Consider the following 25,160-nt stretch of genomic DNA (forward strand, 5'->3'; position numbering starts at 1 on the left):
AATGCTCCGACGCGGCGCAGCACTCACGGTCTTGCCTGTGCCGGCGTTGGGACCTACCGTAATGACGCGAAGAGTTGGAATGCATCGAGGACGAGGCAGTGGCATGTCCGCGATATAACCTTTTCTTCACATCGTTATGTCTCGATGGAAACGCCGTCCCCGGCGCCGCCGGGTCAGCCGAAAAACTTTCATCCACACCACGGAGCACATCACCATGTCGAACAAAATGATCAAACCCCTCACTCTGGCCATCGGCACGGGCATCGTCGGCGCCTTCTCGCTCGCCCAGATCGCTCAGGCCAGCCCGACGTTTCACCTGAACAGCCTCGTCGCGGGCTACACCCAGTCGGCGGTCGGCAACGAGGGCAAGTGCGGCGAAGGCAAGTGCGGCGCGACCAAGGGCAAGAAGTGCATGGACATGGCCGACAAGGCCGCCCAGGACAAGTGCATGGCCGAAGCGCATCCGAAGGGCAAGGAAGGTTCCTGCTCGGCCGACAAGAAGGGCAAGGAAGGTTCCTGCAGCGGGCACTGAGCATCATGCTTCGTCCAGCCATGCTTCATGGCGCCGGACTCGGCCTGCGGCGGTCCCTTCTGGGGCCGCTGCAGGACTGGCGCGCCGCGCGCGAACCCGACGCGGATGACACCGGCGCGATCGATTTCTTCGAAGTCGCACCGGAAAACTGGATCAACGTCGGCGGGCGGCTCGGCAAGACGTTGCGCTCGTTCACCGAGCGCCATGCGTTCGTCTGTCATGGCCTGTCGCTGTCGCTCGGCGGTCCCGCGCCGCTCGATGAAACCCTGCTGCACAAGATCCGCCGCCTGCTCGACGAGCATGGCGTGGCGATCTACAGCGAACATCTTTCCTACTGTTCGGACGACGGTCATCTCTACGACCTGCTGCCGATCCCGTACACCCAAGCCGCGGTCGCCTACGTCGCCAAGCGCATCCGCCGCGCGCAGGACATCCTCGGTCGGCGCATCGCGATCGAGAACGTGTCGTGCTACGCCACGCCCGGCCGCGAGTTGAGCGAGGCCGATTTCACCCGCGCCGTGCTCGAAGCCGCCGACTGCGAACTGCTGCTCGACGTCAACAACGTCTATGTCAACAGCGTCAACCACGGTTACGACGCCAAGGCATTCATCGCTGCGATGCCGCCCGAGCGCGTCGCCTACCTGCATATCGCCGGCCACTATGACGAGGCGCCCGGCTTGATCGTCGACAGCCATGCGGCGCCGGTGATCGATCCGGTCTGGAACCTGCTCGACCACACCTATGCGCACTGCGGCGTGAAGCCCACGCTGCTCGAACGCGACTTCCACATTCCTCCGCTCGCGGAACTGCTCGCCGAGCTCGACCATATCCGTGCGATCCAGCAACCGCGCCTCGGACAAACACATGAACACCGTCGTCGCGCCTGATCTGCCGCAGACGCAGGAGCTGCAATACCGCTTCACCGCGCATCTGCGCGATCCAATGCAGGTACCGGTTCCCGACGGCATCGACGAGCGGCGCATGCGTGTGTATCGCGAACTGGTCTACGCGAACATGGAGAGCTTCATCTCGTCCAATTTTCCGGTTATCCGCAGCCTGTACGACGATGCCGCCTGGGAAAATCTCGCGCGTGAGTTCCTGCGCGACCACCGCTGCCACACGCCGTTATTCCCCGAGTTCGGCCGCGAATTCCTGCGCTGGCTGGAGACACGGCAGGAACAGGGGCGTGGCGATCCGCCGTGGCTGCTCGAGCTGGCCCACTACGAATGGGCGGAACTCGCGCTGGCGCTGGACGAAGCGGATATCGCCGCGCTGCCGCACGATCCCGACGGCGATCCGCTGACCGGCATCCCGGTCATGTCGCCGCTGGCCTGCGTGCTCGCCTACCGCTATCCCGTGCACCGCATCTCACCCGACTTCCGTCCCGCCGAACCACCGGCCGAACCGACCTTGCTGCTGCTCGTGCGCGGCCGCGACGACACGGTGCGCTTCCACGAAATCAATGCGCTCAGCGCGCTGCTGGTCGAACGCCTGCAACAGAACAGCAAGCGCAGCGGACGCGACTGTCTCGATGCTCTGCTCGCCGAATACGACCCCGCAACCGCGGCGCGTCTGCGCGCTGCCGGCGAGGCAATGCTCGGTGAGTTGAAGGAAAACGAGGCCATCCTCGGCACCCATCTCAGCTAGCGGCGCATGTCATTCCCGCTTGCCTCTGGCGGGAATGACGAGCAGGAGCAGTTTCTCGTGTAAGGTTTCGGCGACAGGCGCGTCCAACCGGCAACACAACGAACGAGGAACGCCGCCGTGCAAAACCTGATCCCGCTCTGGGAATCCCTCGCCGCACGCCTGCGCGGCATCGGCCAGATCGTGCCACCACTGGTCCTGCGCCTGATCATGGCATTCGAGTTCTGGCAGTCGGGCGTGGAAAAATACTACGGCGAAAACTGGTTTGCCGACATCCAGGACAAGTTCCCGTTTCCGTTCTCGGTGATTCCGGCGGACTTGAGCTGGTTTCTCTCCACCTGGCTCGAAATCGGCGGCGCGCTGCTGTTGCTCGTCGGCCTGTTCACGCGCTTCGCCGCCTATTCGCTGTTCGTGCTGACCTTCGTCGCCACCGCTGCCGTGCACTGGCCGGACATGATCACGATGTGGAGCGACCTGGCCAAGGGTTATGCGATCACCGACATGGGCCACGGCAACTTCAAGCTGCCGCTGCTGTTCGTCGTCATGCTGCTGCCGATCATCTTCCAGGGCCCGGGCAAGATCAGTCTGGACTATCTGCTTTGCCGCGGACTCAAGGCCGACGCCATGCCCGCCCCGATCGCCGATGCCTGGGCCTGGGGCTGGGCCGCGCTTGCCCTCGGCATTCCGTTCGCGATGCTGATTCCATTCCTCGGCAGTGCCCTGATCCTGCTCGCACTGGCCCTGTTCGCATTCGCCCGCTTCGCCCGCGCATGAGCACGCCGGCGCCGGACGAGGCTTCGTCGTCACCGGTACTGGCGGCGGTGCGCCGCAACGCGGTCGCACTGATCAGTCTGTCGGTCGCGCTGTTCTCGACGAGCTACAACACCTGGCGCAACCAGACCACCGAAGCACACCGCAACGTGCGTGAAGCCTCGTTTGCACTGCTCGAACAGGCCGGCGAACTGCAGCAGCTCGCCCAGCATCGCTACTACGGCGGCGACCATTCGCAGATGAACTGGATCGCATGCTGGGGCAAGGCGACGCTGATCCGCGACATGGCGCCGCTCGTATCGAAGGAGGTGCAGACGCGCGCCGAAGCCGTGTTCGTCGCGTGGAAGGAAAACGCCGGCGAACTCGAAAGCGGCCGGGGCGAATCCGCGCAGCACATCGAGATGGCGATCGATGCACTGACCGGCGAGGTACGCGACGAACTGCTCGCGCTGCGCTAGGGTCGTTGTGTCCGCTCGGCAATGGCGGCCGTCGAGATTGTGGGAACGGCAACGCGCGGCTATCCTCGCCGCATGTCCGCCCCCGCCGCCAGCAACGCGCATTCGATTAAATACGCCGAACGCTTCCGCGGCTTCCTGCCGGTCGTCGTCGACGTCGAGACCGGCGGTTTCGACAACGAGCGCGATGCGCTGCTCGAGATCGCCGCGGTCGTCGTGCGCATGGACGCGGACGGCATCGTCCATCCGGATCCCGCCGTGTCGACGCACGTCGTACCGTTTCCCGGCGCGAACATCGACCCGCGCGCGCTCGAAATCACCGGCATCGACCCGACCCATCCGTTCCGCGCCGCAGTCGAAGAACGCGAAGCGCTCGACCTGATCTTCCGCCCGATCCGCCGTGCGCTGCGCGAGTACGAATGTTCGCGCGCGGTGCTCGTCGGCCACAACGCCTCGTTCGACCTCGGCTTTCTCAACGCCGCGATCCGCCGCGTCGGCTACAAGCGCAGCCCGTTCCACCTGTTCAGCTGTTTCGACACCGCCACGCTCGGCGGCCTCGCCTACGGCCAGACCGTGCTCAGCCGCGCGGTGCAGGCCGCCGGCTTCGACTGGAACGAAGCGGAGGCACATTCCGCGGTTTACGATGCCGAACGCACCGCGCTGCTGTTCTGCGAGATCGTCAACCGCTGGAAAACGATGAGCGACGCCTGCCGCGCCCCATAGACATTGATAACATCCGGCGCGGCAGACTCATGCCTTTGCCGGAGTTCCGAGCATGCCCCTGTCGAGAGAACCGCGCCTGCGCCCCGTCGCCATTGCCGACCTGCGCCCGACCCAGATCACCGTCGGCATGCGCGAAGTCGAGGCCAAGCGCAAGAACTGGAAGAGCCATCCGGACTACAAGAAAGCCGATTTCCTCGGCAAGCACCTCATTCCGGTGATCTGGGGCCACGGCGAGCGCTACTACGTGATCGACCACCATCACCTGACGCTGGCCCTGCACAAGGAGGGCGTCAAACATATCGCGGTCACCGTCGTCGCCGACCTGCGCAACCTGGACGAGGAATCGTTCTGGTTCAACCTCGACAATCGCGGCTGGATGCATCCGTTCGACGAGAAGGGGCAGCGGCGTGGCTACAAGGACGTACCGAAGAAGATCACCGAGCTGGTCGACGATCCTTACCGCAGCCTCGCCGGCGAACTGCGCCGCATCGGCGGGTTCGCCAAGGACACGACGCCGTTCAGCGAATTCCTCTGGGCCGATTTCCTGCGCCGCGGGGTCAAGCGCAAACTGATCGAAGCAGATTTCGCCAAAGCGCTGGAAAGGGCGATGAAGCTCGCCAGGAGCGGCGACGCGGACTACCTGCCCGGCTGGTGCGGGCCGCTCGCCTGAAGCCGAAGCTGAACGAATTCGGCATCGCTCTCATGGGCTGTGTCCTCGCCGCCCGCGCGCCTGCGTTGTTCGGCTTGCGACACCCACTCACCCGGAGAATTCCATGAACGTTGCAGGGTCCACCCACCGCGCTTCCCGCTCGTGCGTCTGGCTCGCCCGCTCCCTCGTCGCCATCGCGGCAGCAACGGCACTGACTGCGGCCACGATACCCGCCGCGCACGCCGGCATGTTCGTTTCGGTCAACTTCGCCCCGCCAGCACTGCCGGTCTACGTGCAGCCGGCAATTCCGGGACCAGGCTACATCTGGACGCCGGGCTATTGGGCCTACGACCCTGTCAGCGGCTACTACTGGGTGCCGGGTACCTGGGTGCTGCCGCCGTACGCAGGGGCGCTGTGGACGCCGGGCTACTGGGGTTGGGGTGGCGGCATGTACGCGTTCCACCCCGGCTATTGGGGCCTGCACGTCGGCTACTACGGTGGCATCAACTACGGTTTCGGTTATGTCGGCGTCGGCTATGTCGGCGGCTACTGGGGACCGGGCGGGTTCCACTACAACCGCGAGGTCAACCGCATCACCAACGTCAACATCACCAATGTCTACAACAAGACGGTCGTGATCGACAACAACACGACGCGCGTGAGCTACAACGGCGGTCCGGGCGGCATCTCCGCGCAGCCGACGGCCGAGGAGGCGCGCTACGCGAGCGAGCGGCGCACGCCGGCGGTTGCCGCGCAGATGCAGCATCAGGCGTTGGCGAGCCACACCGAATCGATGCGCGCCTCGGTCAACCACGGCAATCCAACGATCGCGGCCACGGCACGACCAAGCGCGTTCAGCGCCAGCCGGGTCGACCATGCAGCGGTACCGAACAGCCATGCCGAGATGCGTTCCGCGAGTTACGCTCAGCATCAAGGCGCAGCGCAGGCGAATTTCGCGGAGCACAAACAGCCATTGCGCACGGACGCCAACCGGTCGACGAACCACGCGACGCAAAGCTATGCGCCGCATGCCTCTGCACGGTCGATGAATGCCCGTCCGGCCTCCATGCCGCATGCCAACACGACACCACACGCGAATGGCGAACGGGTCGCTCCTCACCTGGCGGCGCATGAGGGCAAGGCCGAACATCGCTGAGCGCAGTATGCCGGCCGGCAAGCCGCAACGAGGCCGTCCGTGCGACGGTCTCGTTTTTTCGCTGACGGATTCCACCGTCGCATTGCTTGAGTTCGCGCGGCGGCGGTCCCATCATCGGCATGACGACCGATTTTCATTCACCGACAGGCCATGCCGATCTACGAATACGCCGCCGCCGACAAGGGTTGCGCCCATTGCGAAGCGCATTTCGATGTGCGCCAGAAGCTCAGCGACCCCGAACTGACCTTGTGCCCGCAGTGCGGCGCACCGGTCAAGCGCATCATCAGCGCGCCGAACGTGGCGATCGGCAACGCGCATGTGCTCAAGGAGAGCAACGTCACGGCCAAGGGCTTCACCCAGTACCGCCGCGCCGGCAAAGGCGTGTACGAGAAGACCGCGGGCAACGGGCCGAAGTACATCAGCGGGGATTGAGCTGCGTCGGCTACACTTCGGGTTTGTCCGACACTTCCACGCCGTCACTCCCGCGCTGGCGGGAATGACGCGCATGGGCCAGGAGATTCGATGCGCCCCATTGCAATACCGGCCCTGATCGCCGCCGCCGTTTTCTGTGCGAATACCGACTGCGCCAGCGCCGCCGACCTCGTCTACCCCGCTGCAAGGAAAGATGCGCAGGTCGACATCTATCACGGCGTCCAGGTGGCTGATCCGTACCGCTGGCTGGAGGACCTCGACAGCCGCGACACGCGCAATTGGATCGACGCCGAGAACAAACTGACCTCGGGTTTCCTCGAGGCGATACCCGGTCGTGACCGCATCAAGCAACGCCTCAAGCAATTGTGGAACTACGAACGCACCAGCACGCCGCAGAAATACGGCGAACGCTGGTTCTATACGCGCAACGACGGCCTGCAGAACCAGGCCGCGCTCTACGTGGCCGACGCACTCGACGCCGCGCCGCGGCTGCTGCTCGATCCGAACACGCTGTCGAAGGACGGCACGGTCGCACTCAAGCAATGGAGCGTCAGCGATGACGGCAAATACGTCGCCTACGGCCTTTCCTCCGGCGGTTCCGACTGGGAAGAATGGCATGTGCTCGACGTCGACACGGCCAAACCCACCGACGACGTGCTCAAGTGGGTCAAGTTTTCCAGCGCGAGCTGGCGTCGTGACGGCACGGGGTTCTTCTACTCCCGCTACGACGAACCGGCCGGCAACTCGCTCAAGGCCGCGAACACGTTGCAGAAACTGTATTTCCATCGCCTTGGCGAGGATCAGGACGAAGATCTTCTGATTCACCAGGACCAGAGCCAGCCCGACTGGCGCTTCCAGGGCGAAGTCAGCGACGACGGCCGCTGGCTGGTGATCCTCGTGACCCGCGGCACCGAGCCGAAAAACCTCGTGCTCTACCGCGATCTGGCCAAGCCCTACCGGCAGAAGGGCGAAAAGAAGAAGGTCGCGCACGCGAACGTCCCGGGGCCGAATGTGCGCAACATGCAAGGCAAGAAGATCCGGAGCGAATCGGTAGTGACGCCGGTCGAAACCATGATCGGTAACTGGGACGCCACCTATCAATTTCTCGGCAGCACCAGGAACACGCTCTACTTCCTCACCGACGCCGATGCGCCGCGCTATCGCATCGTCGCGATCGACGTGGACAACCCGGACAGGACGGCCTGGAAGGAAATCGTGCCGCAGGCGAAAGACACCCTGCAGGGCGCGCGCATCGTCAACCGCAGCCTCGTCGCGGTGTACATGCAGGACGCGCACAGCGTCGTGCGCAGGTTCGATCTCAAGGGCAAGTCGCTGGGCGAGATCGCCCTGCCCGGCCTCGGCACCGCGTCGAACTTCAGCGGGCGTCCGCGCGACCAGTCGGCCTTCTATGTCTTCTCGAGTTTCACCACACCGCCCGCGGTGTATCGCTACGACCTGAGCGCTGCGAGCGGCGGCGTCTGGCGCGCGCCGAAAACCGCGTTCGATTCTGCCGGGTATGAAACCCGGCAGGCGTTCTACACCAGCCGCGACGGCACGCGCGTGCCGATCTTCGTCACCGCACGCAAGGGTATCAAGCTCGACGGCACGAACCCCACCATTCTCTATGGCTATGGCGGATTCAACGTCCCGATCCAGCCGGGCTACTCTCCCGCCGTCGCGGCATGGCTGGATCTCGGCGGCGTCTACGCGGTCGCCAACCTGCGCGGCGGCGGCGAATACGGGCGCGACTGGCATGAGGCCGGCATACAGACGCGCAAGCGGAACGTGTTCGACGACTTCATCGCCGCGGCGGAATATCTGATCGCGCAGAAGATCACCTCACCCGCAAAACTCGCGATTCGCGGCGGCTCGAACGGCGGCCTGCTGGTCGCGGCGACAGAACTGCAACGCCCCGACCTGTTCGCCGCAGCCATTCCGCAGGTGGGCGTGCTCGACATGCTGCGCTTTCGCGACTTCACGATCGGCAAGGCCTGGGAGTCGGACTACGGCTCGGTCGACAACGTGGATCAATTCAAGGCGATGTACGCCTACTCGCCACTGCACAACGTCAAACCCGGCATCGACTATCCGGCAACATTGATTTTGACCGGCGACCACGACGACCGCGTCTTCCCCGCGCACAGTTTCAAGTTTGCCGCGACGATGCAAGCGGCCAATCCACAAGGCAAGCCCAGGCTGATCCGCATCGAAACGCGCGCCGGCCACGGCCAGGGCAAGCCGACGACGATGCAGATCGACGAAGTCGCCGACGTCTACGCCTTCATCCTCAAGGCGATGAACCTCGCGCGCTGAGGCGGGCAGCTACGCGGCCGGGGCCACGCCGCCGGCGCGAGCATGGCCGGTGATGCGGTCGCGCCAACGCAGGATCGGCGATTCGAAGAAGTGATGGACGAACGCCGCGCATACGAGCGATGCCGCGACGAATCCCGCGGCACCGAGCACGCATTGCAGTGGCGTCGACGCCTGCCAGGGCAACAACGACATGCCGCGCATCACCGCGAGTTGGCACAGGTAGAGCGAATACGACCACAGCGCGATGCGGCCGACGCAGGCGCGCACGAGCGCGGGCGTCTTCGCGGCACGCCACCCCGCCGCCAGCGGCAGCCCCGCGGCGAGGCTGGCCGGGATGAGATTGAACAGAAAGGTGCGTGCGAAAAAACCGTGATCGCGCGCGGACAGGAAGAACACCAGCGCGGCCGCGACCATGCCGCCAATGCCGGCCAGCGCGAGCAAGCCGCGCGCCCGCGCATCGATGCCGCGTACGCCGCAGAACCAGGCCGCGAGTACGCCATAGATGAACGCATCCAGACGCAACAGCGCGATCTTGCGCACGCCGGAATCCCAGGCCGGATCGTAGTGCAGCACGTAGCCAACGCGTATCGCGCTGACCAGGGCAATCGCGAACAGCAGCCATGCCACGATGCCGACGCGCAGCCCCGACATGCGTCCGACCGCGAGCACCGTGAGCGGCGCAATCACGTAGAACAGCTCCTCGACCGACAGGCTCCAGGCTTCCGAAAACCACGGCGGGTGCGGCCAGGCGAAATTCTGCAGAAACACCAGGAACAGGCCGAACTGCGGCCAGCCGCCGAACAACAGGCGATAGAGCACGATGTTCAACGCGAGGAACAGGAAGTAGTTCGGCAGAGTGCGCAGCCAGCGTCGGATCCAGAACCGGCGCAGGCGGAACGATTCCGCCCGGAACTCGCCGATCAGGATGCCCCCGATCAGGAACCCGCTGAGCACGAAGAACAGCTCGACGCCGAGGAATGCAAAGCCGTACCAGGCGTCGAGTTCGCGGGTCAGCGGCAGGAAAAAAAAACTCGCATGCCCGGCGAGGACCAGCAGGATGGCCAGCGCGCGCCAGACGTCGAGGCCGAAGCGTCTCGTCTCACCCATCAGTCGCCGCCGCTACGGCTGGCATCGATGCGGTTCGACACGACTCGATGTGGTTTACGGAACGCGGATTGCATGCGGCGTACAGACTTGCGCGGTGGCGATGGAACGCGCATTGTAAATCGAACCCCGCGGCCGACGCAGGGCCGGTTCTTCGCCCGCCCCGCTGGTCGCGCCACGGTTTGCAGAGCGGAGGAATATGGTTATGCCTTTCGGCTGTCGCGAAGGGGCATTGCTCCGGTTCATACCGCTCTATACTCATCGCTTGCTCGCAAACAGGCCCCGCCATGATCTACAACAGCATCCTCGACACCATCGGCCGCACGCCCATCGTGCGCATCAACCGCCTGGCGCCTGCGGGCGTGGATATGTACGTCAAGGTCGAAGCGTTCAATCCCGGCGGTTCGGTCAAGGACCGCCTCGCCCTCGCGGTCATCCTCGATGCCGAGGCCAAGGGTACGCTCAAGCCGGGCCAGATGGTGGTCGAAGCGACCAGCGGCAACACCGGCGTCGCGCTGGCGATGGTGTGCGCGGCGAGAGGCTATCCGTTCGTTGCCTTCATGACCGAAACGTTCTCGGTCGAGCGTCGCAAGCTGATGCGCGCGTTCGGCGCGAAGGTGATCCTCACCTCCGCGGCGGAGCGCGGCACCGGCATGGTGCGCATCGCGCGCGAGTACGCCGAGAAGCATGGTGCCTTCCTCACGCGCCAGTTCGACAACGAGGCGAACCCGTCGTTCCACCGCAACACGACCGGCGCCGAGATCGTCCAGGATTTCGCCGGCAAACGCCTCGATTGGTTCGTCACCGGCTGGGGTACGGGCGGCACGGCCACGGGTGCAGGCGAAATCATCCGCCTCGCGCGCCCCGACACCAGGATCGTGCTGACCGAGCCGGCCACCGCCGCGCTTGTTTCGGGCAAGGAATGGAAGCCGCACAAAATCCAGGGCTGGACGCCGGACTTCGTGCCGGCGGTACTCAACAAGAACGTCGCGCACCAGATTCTTCCGGTCGACGAAGTCGTCGCGCGCGACACCGCGCGCGAACTGGCGAAGAAGGAAGGCATCTTCTGCGGCCTCTCCTCGGGCGGCACGTTCGCCGCCGCGCTCGAGGTCGCCAGGCAAGCCAAACAGGGCGACGTGATCCTCGCAATGCTGCCCGACACGGGCGAACGCTACCTGTCGACGTTCCTGTTCGAGGGCGTCAACGAGGGTTCGGACGAGGCGTGACCGGGGGCACTTCGACGCGCATTCGCCGGAGCCCGGCGCACGGCGGAGTTCAAACCGCCGCGCACTTCTTCACGGTATCCCAGGTGCGCGTGGTCACTTCGCCGCCGAACGTCTTCTCGATCAGACGCATGAACACCGGATTGCCCGGCTGCGGCACATAGGCGGTGAATATCTCGGCGCCGGCGATGCCGAGGATGCGCGCGCCATCGACCTCCGCGGGCAGCGCAACCATTGCCTTGGGCGGCTCACGCAGAAACGTGACCACGCGTTTCGCGCCCGCCGGTACACGGAACGCCTTGTACGGATCGGTTGCGACCAGCACGCGCAGCGCTTCGGTCGAACGCACGATCGTGTAGAACGCGCGATCGAGATCCCTCGTCATCGCGGCCTCAATCCGACGCGCAAGGGCCAGCTCCGTTCCGGCGCGCGCATCGAACGCGACGTTGCCGCTGGCAAGCACCGTCGTGACGTTGTCGAAGCCGGCCGCCTCGAAACAGCGCTTCAACTCGGCCATCTTCGCGTTCATCGGGCTGACGCCACGCAAGAAGGCTACATAACGCGTCACATCGTTTCTCCACAACCCCGGGCCGCCCGCATCGTCGTCATTCCATCTGACGCCGCCGCCAGCCACGTACCATGCCGTAGATGCTGATGGCCACCCACGCGGATTCGACGATGAAGGCCGACAGGTTGAACTCGTAAAGCAGCGACAGCACCACGGCCGCGGCGCCGATCGCGTTCATCGCCTGATATACGAAGCCCGTGCCGTGCAGCTTTCCGGCCTGCAGCAGCAGGAAGGCGGCCAGGGTTATGACCACACCGATCATTCCTACCCAGTCGTACCACGCCATGTTTCGTTGCCCACTCAGGATGCGCGCTGGCGCAGTGCTTCGAACAAGGCCACGCCGGTCGCAACCGACACGTTGAGGCTTTCCACGCCGCCGCGCATCGGAATCTTCGCCAGGAAGTCGCAGGCCTCGCCGGTGAGCCGGCGCATGCCCTCGCCCTCGCTGCCCATGACGATGGCAAGCGGACCCTTCAGGTCGAGCTTGTACAAATCCTGCGCCGATTCGCCGGCGAGACCGACCAGCCACACGCCGCTTTCCTTGAGCGCCTTCAGCGTGCGCGCGAGGTTGGTCACGGCGAAGAACGCGACACGATCGGCCGCGCCGCTGGACGCGCGTCGCACCGTCGGCGTGATGCCGGCCGCGCGGTCCTTCGGCACGACCACCGCGGTGACGCCGGCCGCCTCGGCACTGCGCAGGCAGGCGCCGAGATTGTGCGGATCGGTGACGCCGTCGAGCACGAGGATCAGCGTGTCCCTCGCCGCGTTCTCCACCAGTTCGTACAACTCCTTCTCGGTACGCGGCGGCGGTGCACGATAGCGCGCGACCGCGCCCTGATGGCGCGCGCCGCCGGTCATGCGGTCCAGCGCGTCGCGCGGGCGCGCGTGCGGCTTCAGGCCGAGTTCGCGCGCCTTCTCGGAGAGTTCCTTGACGCGCGCGTTCTGGCTGTCGGACTCGAAGTAGAGTTCAAGAATATTCTTCGGATCGTTGGTCAGTGCGGCATCAATGGAATGGATGCCAAACAGCAATTCGCCGCTCATTTGCGTTTCTTCCTGGCGGGTCTGGCCGCGTCGACTTGTGCCGGTTGCGCGGCGACCGGCTTCGCTTCCTGCTTCTGCACGAGGCGGAAGTCAATCTTGCGGTCCTCCATGCTCGCGCGCAGCACCTGGATGCGCACGGCATCGCCCAGGCGAAACTGCAAGCCGCGCCGCTCGCCGCTGAGCAGATGACGCACGGGGTCGAAGTGATAGTAGTCGTTCGGCAACTGGGTGATGTGGACCAGCCCCGACACCTGCGACTCGGTCAATTCGACGAACAGGCCGAACGAGGTGACGCCGGAGACGATGCCGTCGAATTCGCTGCCGACATGCTTCTCCATCCACGCGCATTTGTAGCGCTCGTCGACGTCGCGCTCGGCTTCGTCGGCGCGGCGTTCGTTGTGCGAGCAATGCGTTGCGAGCGAAGTCATGTCGTTGGCGCTGTAGGTATAGTCCTGAGCCTTGCCGCGCGACAGCGCGTAACGGATTGCGCGATGCACGAGCAAGTCGGGATAGCGCCGGATCGGCGAAGTGAAATGCGCATAATGCTCGAGCGCGAGACCGAAATGGCCGGAGTCCTGCGGGCTGTACACCGCAAGCGACTGCGAACGCAGCAGCACCGACTGGATCAGGCCAGCGTCGGGGCGCTTGCGGATTTCCTTGAGCAGGTTGGAGAAGTCTCCGGGCTGAACCTGCGCATGCGGCGGCATGCGCAGGCCGAATTCGAGAAGAAATTCCTGCAGGTCCTCGTATTTGGAATCTGGCGGCGGTGCGTGCACGCGAAACAACGCGGGAATCTTCGCCTTGTCGAGAAACTTCGCCGCCTCGACATTCGCCGCGATCATGCATTCCTCGATCAATTTGTGCGCATCGTTGCGCGGTTCGGCACCGAGCTGCACAACCTCGCCCGAGGCGGCGAGACGGAACTTCACTTCCACGCTTTCGAAATCGATCGCGCCGCGACGCTGCCGCGCCTTGGCGAGAATCGAGTAAAGCTGATGCAGCGTCTCCAGTTGCGGCAGCACGTCGGCGAGTTCCTGGCGCGCATCGGCATCGTTCTCGCCGAGCGCCTGCCAGACACGCGTGTAGGTGAGGCGCGCATGCGAGCGCATCACCGCCGGATAGAACTTCGTCTTCGACACCTCGCCCGAGTAGCTCACGTGCATGTCGCAGACCATGCACAGACGCTCGACCTTGGGGTTGAGCGAGCAGATGCCGTTCGACAACGTTTCCGGCAACATCGGCACGACGAAGCCGGGAAAATACACCGAGGTCGAACGCTTCACCGCTTCGTCATCGAGCGCGCTGCCGGGGCGCACGTAATGCGAAACGTCGGCGATCGCGACCACGAGGCGAAATCCGCCGGTCGCCTTCTCGGCGAACACCGCATCGTCGAAATCACGCGCGTCCTCGCCGTCGATCGTGACCAGCGGCAGTTTGCGCAGATCGACGCGACCTTTGATTTCCTCGCGCGTGACCTCCGGCTCGACCTGCGCCGCTTCGCGCAACGTCTGCTCGGGAAATTCCTGCGGCAGGCCATGCCCCGCGATCGCCATCTCGACGATGATCGAAGGCGTCAGCCGCTCGCCGAGCACGCTGACCACTTCGCCGATCGGGCCGCGCTGCGCGGTCGGCGGCTGGGTGATCTCGGCGACGACGATCTGGCCCGAGCGCGCGCCGCGATCCTTGCCGGGAGGAATCAGGATGTCCTGATGCATGCGCCGGTCGTCCGGCGCGACGACGACAACGCCATTGTCGACCACGATGCGCCCGACCAGGCGCGAGGCGCGGCGTTCCAGCACTTCGCAGATCGCGCCTTGCTTGCGCCCGCGCCGGTCGACGCCGACGATGCTGATCAACGCGCGGTCACCGTGCAGCACCTTGCGCATCTCCAACGGCGACAGATAGATGTCGTCGCCGCCCGCATCCGGACGCAGGAAGCCGAAGCCTTCGGCATTGGCGATGATCGCACCGGGGATCAGGTCGAGCTTGCTCGCCACGCCGTAGGCACCGCGGCGGTTCTGCAGCAACTGGCCGTCGCGCAGCATCGCGGCCAGGCGCTTGGTCAGCGCGTCGAAATCGCGCGGCTGCGAAAGCCCGAGGCCGCGCGCGAGGTTCTCCGCACTCAGCAACTGGCCGCTGTCGTTGAGGAAGGCGAGGATCGCCTCGCGACTCGGGATCGGAAATTCGTAGCGCTGCGCCTCGCGCTCTGCCTGCGGATCGGACGCGGACTTCTTCCTCGACGGCTTCGCTGCCGCGAATTTCCTTGCCGGGGGCATGCCCGGTTTCGCAGCGCGTACGGCAGGGCCGACCTCGTCTTTCGGCGGTCTCGCCGGTTTGCCGGCAGGCGCACCGGGAAACTCCGGCAGAAAACCGGGGCGTTTCGACGTCGGCTTTGCACCGCGGCCGGTAGACGACCCGGCATTGGCCACGTCGGGCAGCCAGCCCGGCAGCTTGGTGCTTGTCGTGCCGCGTTTGGACGCGGCGGGATTTTTCTTCTTCAAATGCAACCCTTGATTGACCACTGGGTAACTGCGCGCGGCCGCTGGCGCCCGGGCATCCTGACAGGTCCGGAATCGCCACCGCAAAGAGCAGCTCTCGCTATTGTACGCGGCGTCGAGTCGCGCACAGGGTCGATACGAACGCTGCGTGCCGGCCCAACACCCATCGCCGGGACAACAACAATTGACAGTCGCGGCGCGCGGCGGTATCTTGCGCGGCTCTCGCGAGCGGGAACCGGCGAGCGCACCTTGCCCAGGTGGCGGAATTGGTAGACGCACTAGTTTCAGGTACTAGCGGGTAAAACCGTGAAGGTTCGAGTCCTTTCCTGGGCACCACTTGCAGAGTCAAACGACTCCCATCTTCACCACGAAGATACCCGAGAACCCCGCCCCGATGCGGGGTTTTCTGTTTTTCGCAGGTTGCGGCGCCGCAGACGCGCGCACGACTGTCGAAATCGCCCGAGGCGGCTCGATGCCGCGCCCGACGTGCGCGGCATCGAGCGCAATGGCGACCGCCAACCAAATCTGCGCATCAAACGTCGTGGCGTGCCCTGCGCAGTCAGACGAGGAGAAACCCGGGGCAACGGCGTCTAGCCGCGGTGCACTCGCCCGGGTATGTTGATGCCAAACGTCCACTTCCACGCGTCGCCGTCCTTGACGTAGAACGACGAGCTCCAGATCGGTCCGATTTTCTGGCCGAAACAGGTACCGTCGGCCTGCGCTTTGAAGGTAATGAAGCCGACCGTCGGCGAAAGCATCCTGCCCGCCGCATCGGTGAACGCGATATGGCTGACATCGCATCCGGCTGCCGACCCTGACCAGGCTTTCAATCCTTCGGCCTTGGTCGGGAAATAGGTACCGAAAATATCGACGAACGAAATTTCCCTGGCCATCTCCGCAGCCATCTTCTCGGCGTCGTGCAACCTCCAGGCCTCCCAGAGTCTCTTCTCGACCGCGAGCATGGCGTTGGTGCGGGCGTCGCGTTCGGTCAGATCGGTGTCATTGGCCTCCGCTTTTATCGTTCCCGCTGAGGATGCGGGCGCCGCTTTCGGATCGACGATGGTATCGCCGGCATGGAAAGCCCCCTTCCAGCGAGCACCATCGCGCACGTATACACTCGCCGCCCGACTGTCCGCAGGCACTTTCTGACCGGCGCACGAACCGTCGACGCTGGCCACGTAGGTGATCAGCGCCACCCCCTTGCCGAGCAGCCTTGCCTGCCCGTTGGACAGCCCGAAGCTCTTGATCTCGCAATCGGCGCCCGTGTACTCCTTTTTCGCTGCCGCCTTGTCGAGCCTGCCCACCGCTCCCCAGCCGGCAAACCCGTCGGCGAGAAAAGTATCCCAGAACTTCGCATTCCTGGTCTTCCAGGCGTCGTAAGCGCTTCTGTCGAGCGCGATCAGGGTAGCGTCAAGCGAGCCGGCGCTCGCTGTCCCTTGCGCTGGTGCGGCTGCGGTATCGGCGAACGTGTCCCCGGCGTGCAGCGAGAGGGCAAGCAGGATCGCCGATGGCAAAACGACAGCTTGGCGCACGCTCATGAATCGTCTCCTGTTGGTCAAGCGCAATTCAAGCTCAAGCCTCAAGTCTCTGGCGACGAATCGCATCATGGGCGCAGCATACTCGCGTGTGCCCCGGTCCGAAAGCGCGCCAAGCGCTGCCGAAGGGTTGCCGACACGGATCGAACGTCTTCGTGGCGTGCTGCGCCGAATGCTGCGGATCCCGTCGATCAAGCGCTCACGGACGTTGCAAGGAGGGTCGACTGGCCAAGCTCATCCGTTTTTGGGGATGCACGCAGCGAATTCAGCGCATCGCCGGCGCCCGAAGTACACGGCATGTCCAACGCATCTGTCGTTGGCGTGCGAGGTTTTTCGCAACTGGAAGCCACAAGCATCCGCAAACCAGTCCGCATCCGGCAAACTCGTTTCGCGGTCGATGACGTCGCGCTATCTGAAATCCCTGGAATGCGCCGCGAGTCCGGCGAGCAGCGAGCTGAGATCCCGCAGGTTCTCGGCGATCAGGTGCTGCACGCCTTCGACCGATTCGAGCAGGCCGTCGACGAGCAGCAGGCGCGACTCGAGGAACGCACGGCGCTGGCGTTCGGCCAGCGCGAGACGAACGATGACGTTGATCTGCCCGTCCTCGTCCTCGAGCGTGACGAAGGTGAGTCCGCTCGCGGTCTGCGGGCGTTGGCGGCCGATCACGAGGCCGGCTGCGCGCACGGGCCGGGTTCCCGTGATTTCGCGCAATTCGGCCGAACGACGGCAGCGCTGCGCGCGCAGTTGCCTGCGCACGAGAGCGACGGGATGCGGCCCCAGGGTCAGGCCCGTGCTCGCGTAATCGGCGAGAACGGATGCATCGATGCCGGGCGGTGGCAGCACGACTCGCGCTTCGGCCGGACTGTCGCGACCGAACAGCGGCAGGTTCGCCTCGACGCCGGCGATCGCCCAGCGCGCGCGATGCCGGTGGCCGGCAAGACCGCGCAAGGCGTCGGCCTGCGCGAGCAGACCCTGCGCGCGCCGATCAAGCTGCGCGCGCGCGCACAGGTCGACGATCGAAGTGAACGCTGCCTGCCTGCGCACGGTTTCGATGCGCCGGGCCGCGTCTTCGCCGAACCCGCGCACCTCGCGCAAGCCCAGGCGCAATGCCGGCTGCGCACGCACCGCTTCCGCCGCGCGCGGCGTGTCGAAGGATTCCAGCGAGGAATCCCATCCGCTGCAGCGCACGTCCACCGGCAGCACCCGCACGCCGTGGCGGCGCAGGTCCTGCACGATCTGGCTCGCCGAATAGAAGCCCATCGGCTGGGAATTCAACAGCGCGCAGGCGAATGCGGCGGGCTCGTGGCATTTGAGCCAGCTCGAATCGTAGGCGATCTTGGCGAAACTCGTCGCGTGCGATTCGGGAAAGCCGTAGTCGCCGAAGCCTTTCATCTGCTCGAATATGCGTTCGGCGAAATCGTGCGGATAACCCCTACTCGCCATGCCGCCGAGCAAACGTTCGCGCAGGTGTTCCAATCCGCCGCGGCGCTTCCACGCGGCCATCGAACGTCGCAGCTCGTCCGCCTCACCCGGGGTGAAGCCGGCAGCGACGACGGCTATCTGCATGACCTGTTCCTGGAACAGCGGCACGCCGAGCGTGCGTTCCAGCACGCCGCGGATCTCGGGCGACGGATAACTCACCGCTTCCTTGCCCTGTCGCCGGCGCAGGTACGGATGAACCATGTCGCCCTGAATCGGCCCGGGCCGCACGATCGCGACCTCGATGACCAGGTCGTAGAACTCCTTCGGCCTCAATCGCGGCAGCATCGCCATCTGCGCACGCGACTCGATCTGGAACACGCCGACCGTGTCGGCGCGCTGGATCATCGCGTAGGTGGCGGCGTCTTCCTTCGGAATCGTGGCCATCGTCAGATCGCGGCCACGATGCGCACGCAGCAGATCGAGGCATTTGCGGATGCAGGTCAACATGCCCAGCGCGAGACAGTCGACCTTGAGCAGGCCCATCGTGTCGAGGTCGTCCTTGTCCCACTGGATGATCGTGCGCCCGGCCATTGCCGCGTTCTCGACCGGCACGAGCGTGTGCAAAGGCGCATCGCAGATGACGAAGCCGCCGACATGCTGGGAAAGGTGGCGCGGAAATCCGTGCAGTTCGCGCGCAAGCACGAGCGCTCGCCGCAGCATCGGCGCGGCCGGGTCGAAGCCAGCCTCGGCCAGGTGTGCGGCCATGGTCTCCCCGTCGTCGTGTACCGAGATCGAGCGGCTCAGTTGGGCGACCTGATCGGCGGAGAATCCGAGCGCGCGGGCGACGTCGCGCAGTGCGCTCCGGGTCCGGTAGCTGATCACCGTTGCCGCCAGCGCTGCGCGGTCGCGGCCGTACTTGGCGTAGATGTATTGAATGACCTCCTCGCGCCGTTCATGCTCGAAGTCGACGTCGATATCGGGCGGCTCGCCGCGTTCCTCCGACAAAAAACGGCCGAAAACCAGCTTCGAGCGCTGCGGATCGACCGCGGTGATGCCGAGGCAAAAGCACACCGCGGAATTGGCCGCCGATCCACGCCCCTGGCAGAGAATTCCTTTGCCGCGCGCAAAGTTCACGATGTCGCTGACAGTGAGAAAGTACGACTCGTATCCGAGCTTGGCGATCAACGCGAGTTCCATCTCGATCTGCGCGCGCGCGGCGGCGCCTTCGCCTTCGGGCCAGCGCCAGCGGATGCCCTGTTCGACCAGATCCCGCAGCCAGGTTGTCGGCGTATGCCCGCGCGGCACGATCTCGCCCGGATACGCATACTTCAAATCGCGCTTCAGGTCGAACGTGCAGCGCGCCGCGATGCGCAGTGTTTCCGCGAGCAGCTCGCGTGGATAAAGTTCGGCCAGCGCCTCGCGCCGGCGCAGGTGGCGTTCGCCGTTCGCGAACAGGTGGCCGCTGCCGGCGCGCAGCGTCGTGTGGTGGCGGATCGCGGTCAGCATGTCCTGCAACGCACGCCGGCGGCGCACGTGCATGTGCACGTCGCCCGCGGCGACGGCGGGCAATTCGTGACGGGCGGCAAAGTCGAGCAGCTGGCGCAGGCGCGCGGCGTCGTCCGCGCCACAATGCAGTTCGACCGCCAGCCAGGCACGTTGTGGAAAATGCCGTTTTATCCACTCTGCATCATCCGGTGCCGGGGTTTCGCCGGGAATCCACAGGGCGAGCAGGCCATGCGCATGCGCGGCGACATCCGCACGGCGCAACGCATATCCGCCCTTCTTCGCCTCGCGCCGCCCCCGCGTGATCAGCGCGCAGAGCGACTGGTAGGCGGCGAAATTCGGCGCAAGCAGGACGAGCTTGAGGCCATCGTCGAGATGGATCTCGCTGCCGACGATCAGTGCGACTCCGGTTTCGCGCGACGCTTCCAGCGCGCGCACGATGCCGGCGAGACTGCATTCGTCGCTGATCGCGAGCGCGCGGTAGCCGAGCTTAGCCGCGCGCTCGAACAGTTCCAGCGCGGTCGAGGCGCCGCGTTGGAACGAGAAATTCGACAGGCAATGCAGCTCGGCGTATTCGGGCGCGGTATTCATGCCGGCGGAATCTCACGCGAACCATCCGTGCAGCAGCCACGGCGCTTCGCCGCCGATGCCGCGAAATGCCCAGGCGCGCTGGCCTTGCTGCGTTTCGATCACGTAGTAGTCGCGGCGCAGGTCACCTCCGTCCCACCAACCCGCTTCGATGCGCTCGGGGCCGGCGAGGATGCGCTTCGGCTCACCGCGCAACGGCAGCGGTCGGCGCAGCAGCCAGCCCGGGCGTGGTCCGGGCCGGCGCACGGGGGCTGCGGCTGGCGCGATTGAGCGTTTGCGCCAGGCATGTTCGGGACGCGGATCGTCGGCCACCGCGAGCGCGTACACCGCATCGGCGCCGAGCCGGTTGTGCAGCCGGTCGGCCAGTTGCGGCCAGTCCAATTGCGCGCCGCGCGCTTCGTCGAACAGGTCGCGCGCCAGCGGTACGAACGGCGGCAGGTTCTCGGCCTGCACGCCGAGCGCGCGCACCGGCGCGGGAACCGGGCTTGCCTGCAGGCGCAGCAGGCAAAGTTCGAAGATCGTGCGCGCGTCGCGCTGCGGCGACTGCAGGCCGATCGCCAGCCGCGTCGGCGCGCGCTGCCTGAACTGCAGCGGGTCGTGTTCGAGCACGATCGCGAGTTGTTGCACGCCGCCGTCACGGCTGGTCAGGAAGGCGCAAAGATCGCCGACCAGACGATGCAGCGGAAAACGCAACGTTTCGCTCGACTCGATCTCGTGATCGAATTCCATGCGTGCGTGGAAACGGTCGGGCGGGCGATACAGCGGCAACGGATCCGGCGCCGCGCCGCGCAGGCGGTCGAGATGCTCGGCAAGCGCGGCGCCGAAACGGCGGATCAAGCCGGCGCGCGGCAATGCGTAGACTTCGCGCAGGCGCGAGAGGCCCATGCCGCGCAGCGCCTCGACCACGAGCGGGTCGAGGCGTGCATGCCCGATCGGCAATGCATCCAGTGCCTGGCGCAGCGTTGCCGCGTTGCCGACGAGCGCACCATCCTGCGCGCGTGCGAGCGCGAGCGCGCCAAGCGCGGTCGGCGCAACGGCGAGCCGATGCGTGATGCCGAGAGCGTTCAGCTCCTCGCGCCAGCGCCGCTCCAGCCGCGGCCACGGGCCGAACAGCGAAAAACTGCCGCCGACCTCGATCAGGATCGCATCGTCCTCGCGCAAGCTCACCTGCGAGCTGTAACCGTAGGCCCAGCCGGCGAGCAGTTCGCGCAGCCGGCATTCCTGCGCGGGATCGCGTACTGCGGTTTTCAGTGCTGGAAACAGCGCCTGCGCCGCGGCCAGAGTCTGCCCGCGGCGCACGCCGGCTTCACGCACGCGCGGCATCGCATCGACGATCAGCGGACATGCCTGGTCGCGCGAGACCAACGCGAGCTGCTGCATGCGCGCATCCGCATCCGGCACGCTGCGCGCGAGCGCATCGAGTCCGAGACGTGGCAACAGCAAGGCCGCCCAAAGCATCGGTATCCCCTACCCGGCCTGCCGCAACGGGATCGAACGCGCGGGCGGATTGGCGCCACGACATTTGAGGATGCGCAGATGCGTGCCCTCGCCCGCCTGCAGGCGGATGCGCGTCGGTGCAGGCGAAGGGTTCGCCGCAGCACGCGCGGGACGGAAGGCAAAGCCGAGCGCGTTGCCGAATTCGGCCGCGACCTGCAGGCGGCGCAGCGTGCGATCCGTCGCCTGGCGCGGCCAGCACAGCACCGCCGCGCAGACGCCCGAGCGCAGGCATTGTTCGGCGGCCCACGACGCCTGGGCATCCGCGCTCGCCTCCACGCAATGCAGGTAGCCAAGGTCGATGCCGCTGACGAACAAGGCTGGCGCATACGGCAGGTAGGGCGGCGCGACGAGAACGACGTGGCGCTTTTGCCCGGTCAGTCGTGCCAGCGCCGGCAGGACGAGCGCAAGCTCGCCGGTGCCATCCGCGTCGAACAGGATCTCGGTCATAGCGCCCTGGGTCCAGCCGCGATGCGGCAGGATTGCATCGAGCGCGGCATGTCCGGATGGCACGCACGCGACCTCGTGCTCGTTCGCCGCGCCACGCCAGACGCGCGGATCACGCAGCACCGCATCGATCGCGGAATCGGGGATGGCGGCCAGGACGCTCATGCGCAATGTCTACGGCAGGCGGATCACGCCGACGTAAAGGCCTTCGATCGCGAAGTCATCTGCCTGCGGATCGACCTCGATCGGCGCAAAGTCGGGATTGGCCGGCAGCAGCGTGATGCGCGAGCGCGTGCGCCGGAATTCCTTGACGGTGATCTCGCCGTCGATGCGCGCGATGACGATCTGGCCGTTGCGTGCCTCGGGCGTGCGATGCACCGCGATCAGGTCGCGATCGAGGATGCCGGCGTCGCGCATGCTCATGCCCTCGACGCGCAGGAGGAAATCCGGACGCGGACGGAACAGGTGGCGATCGATCGCGATCTCGCGTTCGACCTGCGCATCGGCACCGATGGGTTGGCCGGCGGCGACGCGGCCGATCAGAGGAAGGTTCAGGAATGGCGGAGCGAACGCGTCGTTGGCGGCAGCGGAAAGGCGCATCCGCTTTCCGGCCGCGCATTCGTCGAGATAGAAGCGGACGGCGGCGAGGCGGCTTTGCGGAACGCGAACCGGAGTCGTCGGCTCGCCGTAGCGGTTCGAACCGGGCTTGCGCCCGGCGCCGGGCCGGGCTCCGCCATGGGATGGAAGCTGCTTCATCGCAATTCTTGATTTCCGAACGAAAATCAAGAATACCACATTTCGTCGCAGCGTCTGCGACGCGCCGGATCGGCCGGGCCTTTCCGCCGGCCTGCCCTTTGCACGAAGTCATGCCGCAGGGCGCGCGTCGCACGCCCGCCCTCCAGCGGCGCGGCAAGGCAGCAACCGTGCTCAGCGCTTCTCGTTCGACACGCCGTGCGGCACGTGTCCCGTGGCGACATGGCGGCGCGCGGACTCGACGTTGTGCGCGGAGTCGTCAAAGAAAATGTCGGCGCCGAAGGTTTCCAGGAACGGCCCCTTGTCGCGGCCGCCGAGGAACAGTGCCTCGTCGAGACGCACGCCCCAGTGGCGCAGGGTCAGGATCACGCGCTTGTGCGCGGGCGCGGAACGCGCGGTGACAAGCGCGGTGCGGATCGGCGAGTTCTCCTCGGGGAACGCCTCCTGCAAACGATGCAGTGCGGCGAGGAAACCGCGGAAAGGCCCGCCGGACAGGGGCTGGTCGACACGCTCTACCTCGTGCCGATGGAATGCCTCGATACCGTGCTCCTGCGATACGCGCTCACCCTCGTCGCCGAAGATGACCGCATCGCCGTCGAAGGCGATGCGCAACTGATCCGAGGATGCGGCCGGCGCCTTCGACGGCAGGATCGTTGCGGCAGCAATGCCGGCATCGAGCGAACTTTTCACGCTTTCCGGGTTGGCCGACAGGAACAATTGCGCACCGAACGAACGCACATAAGGCCATACCGCCGCGCCCGAGGTGAACGCGGCACGCGCGATGTCGAGGCCGTAATGCTCGATCGAATTGAAGATGCGCAGACCCGTGTCGGTCGAGTTGCGCGAAAGCAGGATGACTTCGACGCGCGGCGGTTCGGGTTTCGGCGGGTTCAGCCTGAGCAGTTTCTGCACAAGCGGAAAAGCGATGCCGGGCACCAGCGCGTCGTTCTCGCGTTCGCGCTGGAACCTATGAAACGCCTCGAGGCCCGCCTGCTCGAACAACGCGTGGCTTTCGGCCATGTCGAACAGCGCGCGCGAAGTGATCGCGACGATCAGACGGTCGGCGGCTTCGTTTTCGGGCATGGGTGGCATGTTACCCCATGCCAGGAGCCGACCGATCGTTGGCAGATCCGCACCTGAGCACGGCGGGAAAAGTAAAGTTTTGTTCCAGTTTCTCCCCAAGTGTATTTTTTTGTAACTGTCGCGTATCCTGCGCGACGGGCGGAATCCAGAAACGTCTGCAGCGCACGCTGCCGGCCCCGGCCGCCCGGGGTGCCGGTGTCGCGTGTGCATCGTATCTACCGATGACCATCGAATTCGAAGCGCCCGTCCTGCCTTCCGCATCGGCCTGGCCGACACTGCGCCTGATCGATCCGCCGCGCTCGCAGGAGCGCGCCTCGCTGCTCGAATTCGCCCGCCGCACCTATGCCGGCAAGCGCAAGCCCCTGCTCAAGCGCGCGCGCTTCCTGCTGCGTGCGCTGGCCCGGTACCGTCTGCACGACGCCTGGCTGCGCCTGCTCGAGGCGCCCGCTTTGCGGCCGATGCTCGCGCGCCAGCCGCTGCTCGCGGCGAAAATCCAGCATCGCTACGCGCTCGACGGCTGCGACACGGCCGCCCGCCTCGGCCTCGCCAGCGGACATTTCGATGCGTTCCTGCGTCGCGTTCCGCGCCCGCTCGTCGCAGCGATCTATTCGCCGGCGGGTTTGCGCCTGGCCGCGATCGAAACTCCGCCCGGCCGCTACGAACTGCGCCTGCTGCACTTGCCGCACTGTTGGCAGGAAGGCGAAATCTCGATCGGCCTGTTCGAGGATTCCGCGCCGATCGCGTCGACCACCTTCATTCTTGGCGACGCCGCCGAATTTTCCCCTTCCCTGCGCGCGCACCAGCGCGCGTTGCTGATCGGCGGCATCCAGGGGCTGCACGGCGACGACGGCCAGGATGCCTTCCGCCGGGCGACCAAGGCGATGCTAGGCCTGCGGCCATTCTCGCTGCTCGTGCACGCCGCGCGCGCCGTCGCGGGCAGCGTCGGTGCCACGCGCCTGCTCGCGGTCGCCGATGCCGGCCACGCGCTGCGCTACAAACGCGGCAAGGGCCGCATCCGCCTCAGCTACGATGCGATCTGGCGCGACCACGGCGCGGGGGCGCTCGACGCACGCGTGTTCGAGCTCGGCCTCGCCACGGCGCACCGGGACCTCGCCGACATCCCGAGCCAGAAACGCGCGCAATACCGGCGTCGCTACGCGCTGATGGATTCGGTCGACGCGGAAATCCGCGGCGCACTCGCCGCCGCCTGAAGCGCAGTCGCGCCG

General features: G+C 65.9%; 23 protein-coding genes and 1 tRNA gene. 13 read left to right on the forward strand and 11 right to left on the reverse strand.

The annotated features are described in order from the left end of the window. Positions 1–214: 214 nt before the first annotated feature. The 10 genes from AC16HO_RS09130 (at position 215) to AC16HO_RS09175 (ending at position 8,675) form a co-directional block, all read left to right on the forward strand. Entirely contained in the window at positions 215–532 is a 318-nt protein-coding gene (locus AC16HO_RS09130; protein ID WP_484335390.1) for a hypothetical protein, read from the forward strand. A 20-nt stretch (positions 533–552) separates the two neighbouring features. Beyond that, positions 553–1,419 carry an HvfB family MNIO-type RiPP peptide maturase gene (locus tag AC16HO_RS09135; protein WP_395642749.1) on the forward strand — a complete coding sequence of 289 codons (867 nt, stop codon included), beginning with the start codon at positions 553–555 and terminating at the stop codon, positions 1,417–1,419. Continuing rightward, the gene (locus AC16HO_RS09140) at positions 1,397–2,179 is read left to right on the forward strand and encodes an HvfC family RiPP maturation protein (RefSeq protein ID WP_395642750.1); all 783 of its coding nucleotides are present in this window, start codon (positions 1,397–1,399) and stop codon (positions 2,177–2,179) included. Before AC16HO_RS09135 ends, AC16HO_RS09140 begins: the two co-directional genes overlap by 23 nt. A 117-nt stretch (positions 2,180–2,296) precedes the next feature. After that, positions 2,297–2,950, forward strand: coding sequence for an HvfX family Cu-binding RiPP maturation protein (locus AC16HO_RS09145; protein WP_395642751.1), 654 nt, complete (start codon positions 2,297–2,299; stop codon positions 2,948–2,950). Beyond that, the gene (locus AC16HO_RS09150) at positions 2,947–3,405 is read left to right on the forward strand and encodes a hypothetical protein (protein WP_395642752.1); all 459 of its coding nucleotides are present in this window, start codon (positions 2,947–2,949) and stop codon (positions 3,403–3,405) included. Before AC16HO_RS09145 ends, AC16HO_RS09150 begins: the two co-directional genes overlap by 4 nt. 72 nt (positions 3,406–3,477) lie before the next feature. Next, on the forward strand, positions 3,478–4,125 hold the full coding sequence (gene rnt, locus AC16HO_RS09155; protein ID WP_395642753.1) for a ribonuclease T: 648 nt from the start codon (positions 3,478–3,480) through the stop codon (positions 4,123–4,125). 52 nt (positions 4,126–4,177) lie between these two features. Next, the gene (locus tag AC16HO_RS09160; RefSeq protein WP_395642754.1) at positions 4,178–4,795 is read left to right on the forward strand and encodes a ParB-like protein; all 618 of its coding nucleotides are present in this window, start codon (positions 4,178–4,180) and stop codon (positions 4,793–4,795) included. Between the two features lie 103 nt (positions 4,796–4,898). After that, the gene (locus AC16HO_RS09165; RefSeq protein WP_395642755.1) at positions 4,899–5,930 is read left to right on the forward strand and encodes a YXWGXW repeat-containing protein; all 1,032 of its coding nucleotides are present in this window, start codon (positions 4,899–4,901) and stop codon (positions 5,928–5,930) included. A 150-nt stretch (positions 5,931–6,080) separates the two neighbouring features. Then, entirely contained in the window at positions 6,081–6,362 is a 282-nt protein-coding gene (locus tag AC16HO_RS09170) for an FmdB family zinc ribbon protein (protein ID WP_395642756.1), read from the forward strand. A gap of 90 nt (positions 6,363–6,452) precedes the next feature. Then, complete coding sequence (locus AC16HO_RS09175) at positions 6,453–8,675, forward strand: prolyl oligopeptidase family serine peptidase (RefSeq protein ID WP_395642757.1); 2,223 nt, start codon at positions 6,453–6,455, stop codon at positions 8,673–8,675. Positions 8,676–8,684: 9 nt separating this feature from the next. Here AC16HO_RS09175 and AC16HO_RS09180 read toward each other — a convergent pair whose 3' ends face one another. Next, on the reverse strand, positions 8,685–9,782 hold the full coding sequence (locus AC16HO_RS09180) for an acyltransferase family protein (RefSeq protein WP_395642758.1): 1,098 nt from the start codon (positions 9,780–9,782) through the stop codon (positions 8,685–8,687). A 284-nt stretch (positions 9,783–10,066) separates the two neighbouring features. Between AC16HO_RS09180 and cysK the strand changes: the two genes are divergently transcribed. Continuing rightward, entirely contained in the window at positions 10,067–11,005 is a 939-nt protein-coding gene (gene cysK / locus AC16HO_RS09185; RefSeq protein WP_395642759.1) for a cysteine synthase A, read from the forward strand. Positions 11,006–11,054: 49 nt separating this feature from the next. Here cysK and AC16HO_RS09190 read toward each other — a convergent pair whose 3' ends face one another. Genes AC16HO_RS09190 through rnr form a run of 4 tightly spaced genes read right to left on the reverse strand, consistent with a single transcriptional unit; the run spans position 11,055 to position 15,112 of the window. Further along, the gene (locus AC16HO_RS09190) at positions 11,055–11,570 is read right to left on the reverse strand and encodes a DUF1697 domain-containing protein (RefSeq protein WP_484335391.1); all 516 of its coding nucleotides are present in this window, start codon (positions 11,568–11,570) and stop codon (positions 11,055–11,057) included. Positions 11,571–11,607: 37 nt separating this feature from the next. Next, positions 11,608–11,856, reverse strand: coding sequence for a CBU_0592 family membrane protein (locus AC16HO_RS09195; RefSeq protein ID WP_395642761.1), 249 nt, complete (start codon positions 11,854–11,856; stop codon positions 11,608–11,610). Between the two features lie 14 nt (positions 11,857–11,870). Continuing rightward, positions 11,871–12,611 (reverse strand): 23S rRNA (guanosine(2251)-2'-O)-methyltransferase RlmB, encoded by a 741-nt coding sequence (rlmB, locus tag AC16HO_RS09200; protein WP_395642762.1) that lies wholly within the window; start codon positions 12,609–12,611, stop codon positions 11,871–11,873. Further along, positions 12,608–15,112 carry a ribonuclease R gene (gene rnr / locus AC16HO_RS09205; RefSeq protein ID WP_395642763.1) on the reverse strand — a complete coding sequence of 835 codons (2,505 nt, stop codon included), beginning with the start codon at positions 15,110–15,112 and terminating at the stop codon, positions 12,608–12,610. Before rnr ends, rlmB begins: the two co-directional genes overlap by 4 nt. 248 nt (positions 15,113–15,360) lie before the next feature. Here rnr and AC16HO_RS09210 point away from each other — a divergent pair. Continuing rightward, positions 15,361–15,445, forward strand: a tRNA-Leu gene (locus AC16HO_RS09210). 254 nt (positions 15,446–15,699) lie between these two features. Here AC16HO_RS09210 and AC16HO_RS09215 read toward each other — a convergent pair. The 6 genes from AC16HO_RS09215 to AC16HO_RS09240 form a co-directional block, all read right to left on the reverse strand. Then, complete coding sequence (locus AC16HO_RS09215; protein WP_484335392.1) at positions 15,700–16,716, reverse strand: nuclear transport factor 2 family protein; 1,017 nt, start codon at positions 16,714–16,716, stop codon at positions 15,700–15,702. 336 nt (positions 16,717–17,052) lie between these two features. Further along, complete coding sequence (locus tag AC16HO_RS09220) at positions 17,053–20,160, reverse strand: error-prone DNA polymerase (RefSeq protein WP_395642774.1); 3,108 nt, start codon at positions 20,158–20,160, stop codon at positions 17,053–17,055. 12 nt (positions 20,161–20,172) lie between these two features. After that, entirely contained in the window at positions 20,173–21,615 is a 1,443-nt protein-coding gene (locus AC16HO_RS09225; RefSeq protein ID WP_395642775.1) for a Y-family DNA polymerase, read from the reverse strand. A 9-nt stretch (positions 21,616–21,624) separates the two neighbouring features. Then, complete coding sequence (gene imuA, locus AC16HO_RS09230; protein ID WP_395642776.1) at positions 21,625–22,263, reverse strand: translesion DNA synthesis-associated protein ImuA; 639 nt, start codon at positions 22,261–22,263, stop codon at positions 21,625–21,627. A gap of 9 nt (positions 22,264–22,272) precedes the next feature. Next, on the reverse strand, positions 22,273–22,854 hold the full coding sequence (gene lexA / locus AC16HO_RS09235) for a transcriptional repressor LexA (protein ID WP_395642777.1): 582 nt from the start codon (positions 22,852–22,854) through the stop codon (positions 22,273–22,275). Positions 22,855–23,025: 171 nt separating this feature from the next. Continuing rightward, a complete protein-coding gene (locus AC16HO_RS09240) occupies positions 23,026–23,934 on the reverse strand; it encodes a 5'-nucleotidase (protein WP_395642778.1) in 909 nt (302 codons plus the stop codon). 221 nt (positions 23,935–24,155) lie between these two features. Here AC16HO_RS09240 and AC16HO_RS09245 point away from each other — a divergent pair, with 221 nt between their 5' ends. Beyond that, the gene (locus AC16HO_RS09245; RefSeq protein WP_395642779.1) at positions 24,156–25,145 is read left to right on the forward strand and encodes a VirK/YbjX family protein; all 990 of its coding nucleotides are present in this window, start codon (positions 24,156–24,158) and stop codon (positions 25,143–25,145) included. The last annotated feature ends 15 nt before the right edge of the window (positions 25,146–25,160 follow it).

The organism is Rudaea sp., assembly GCF_057139185.1.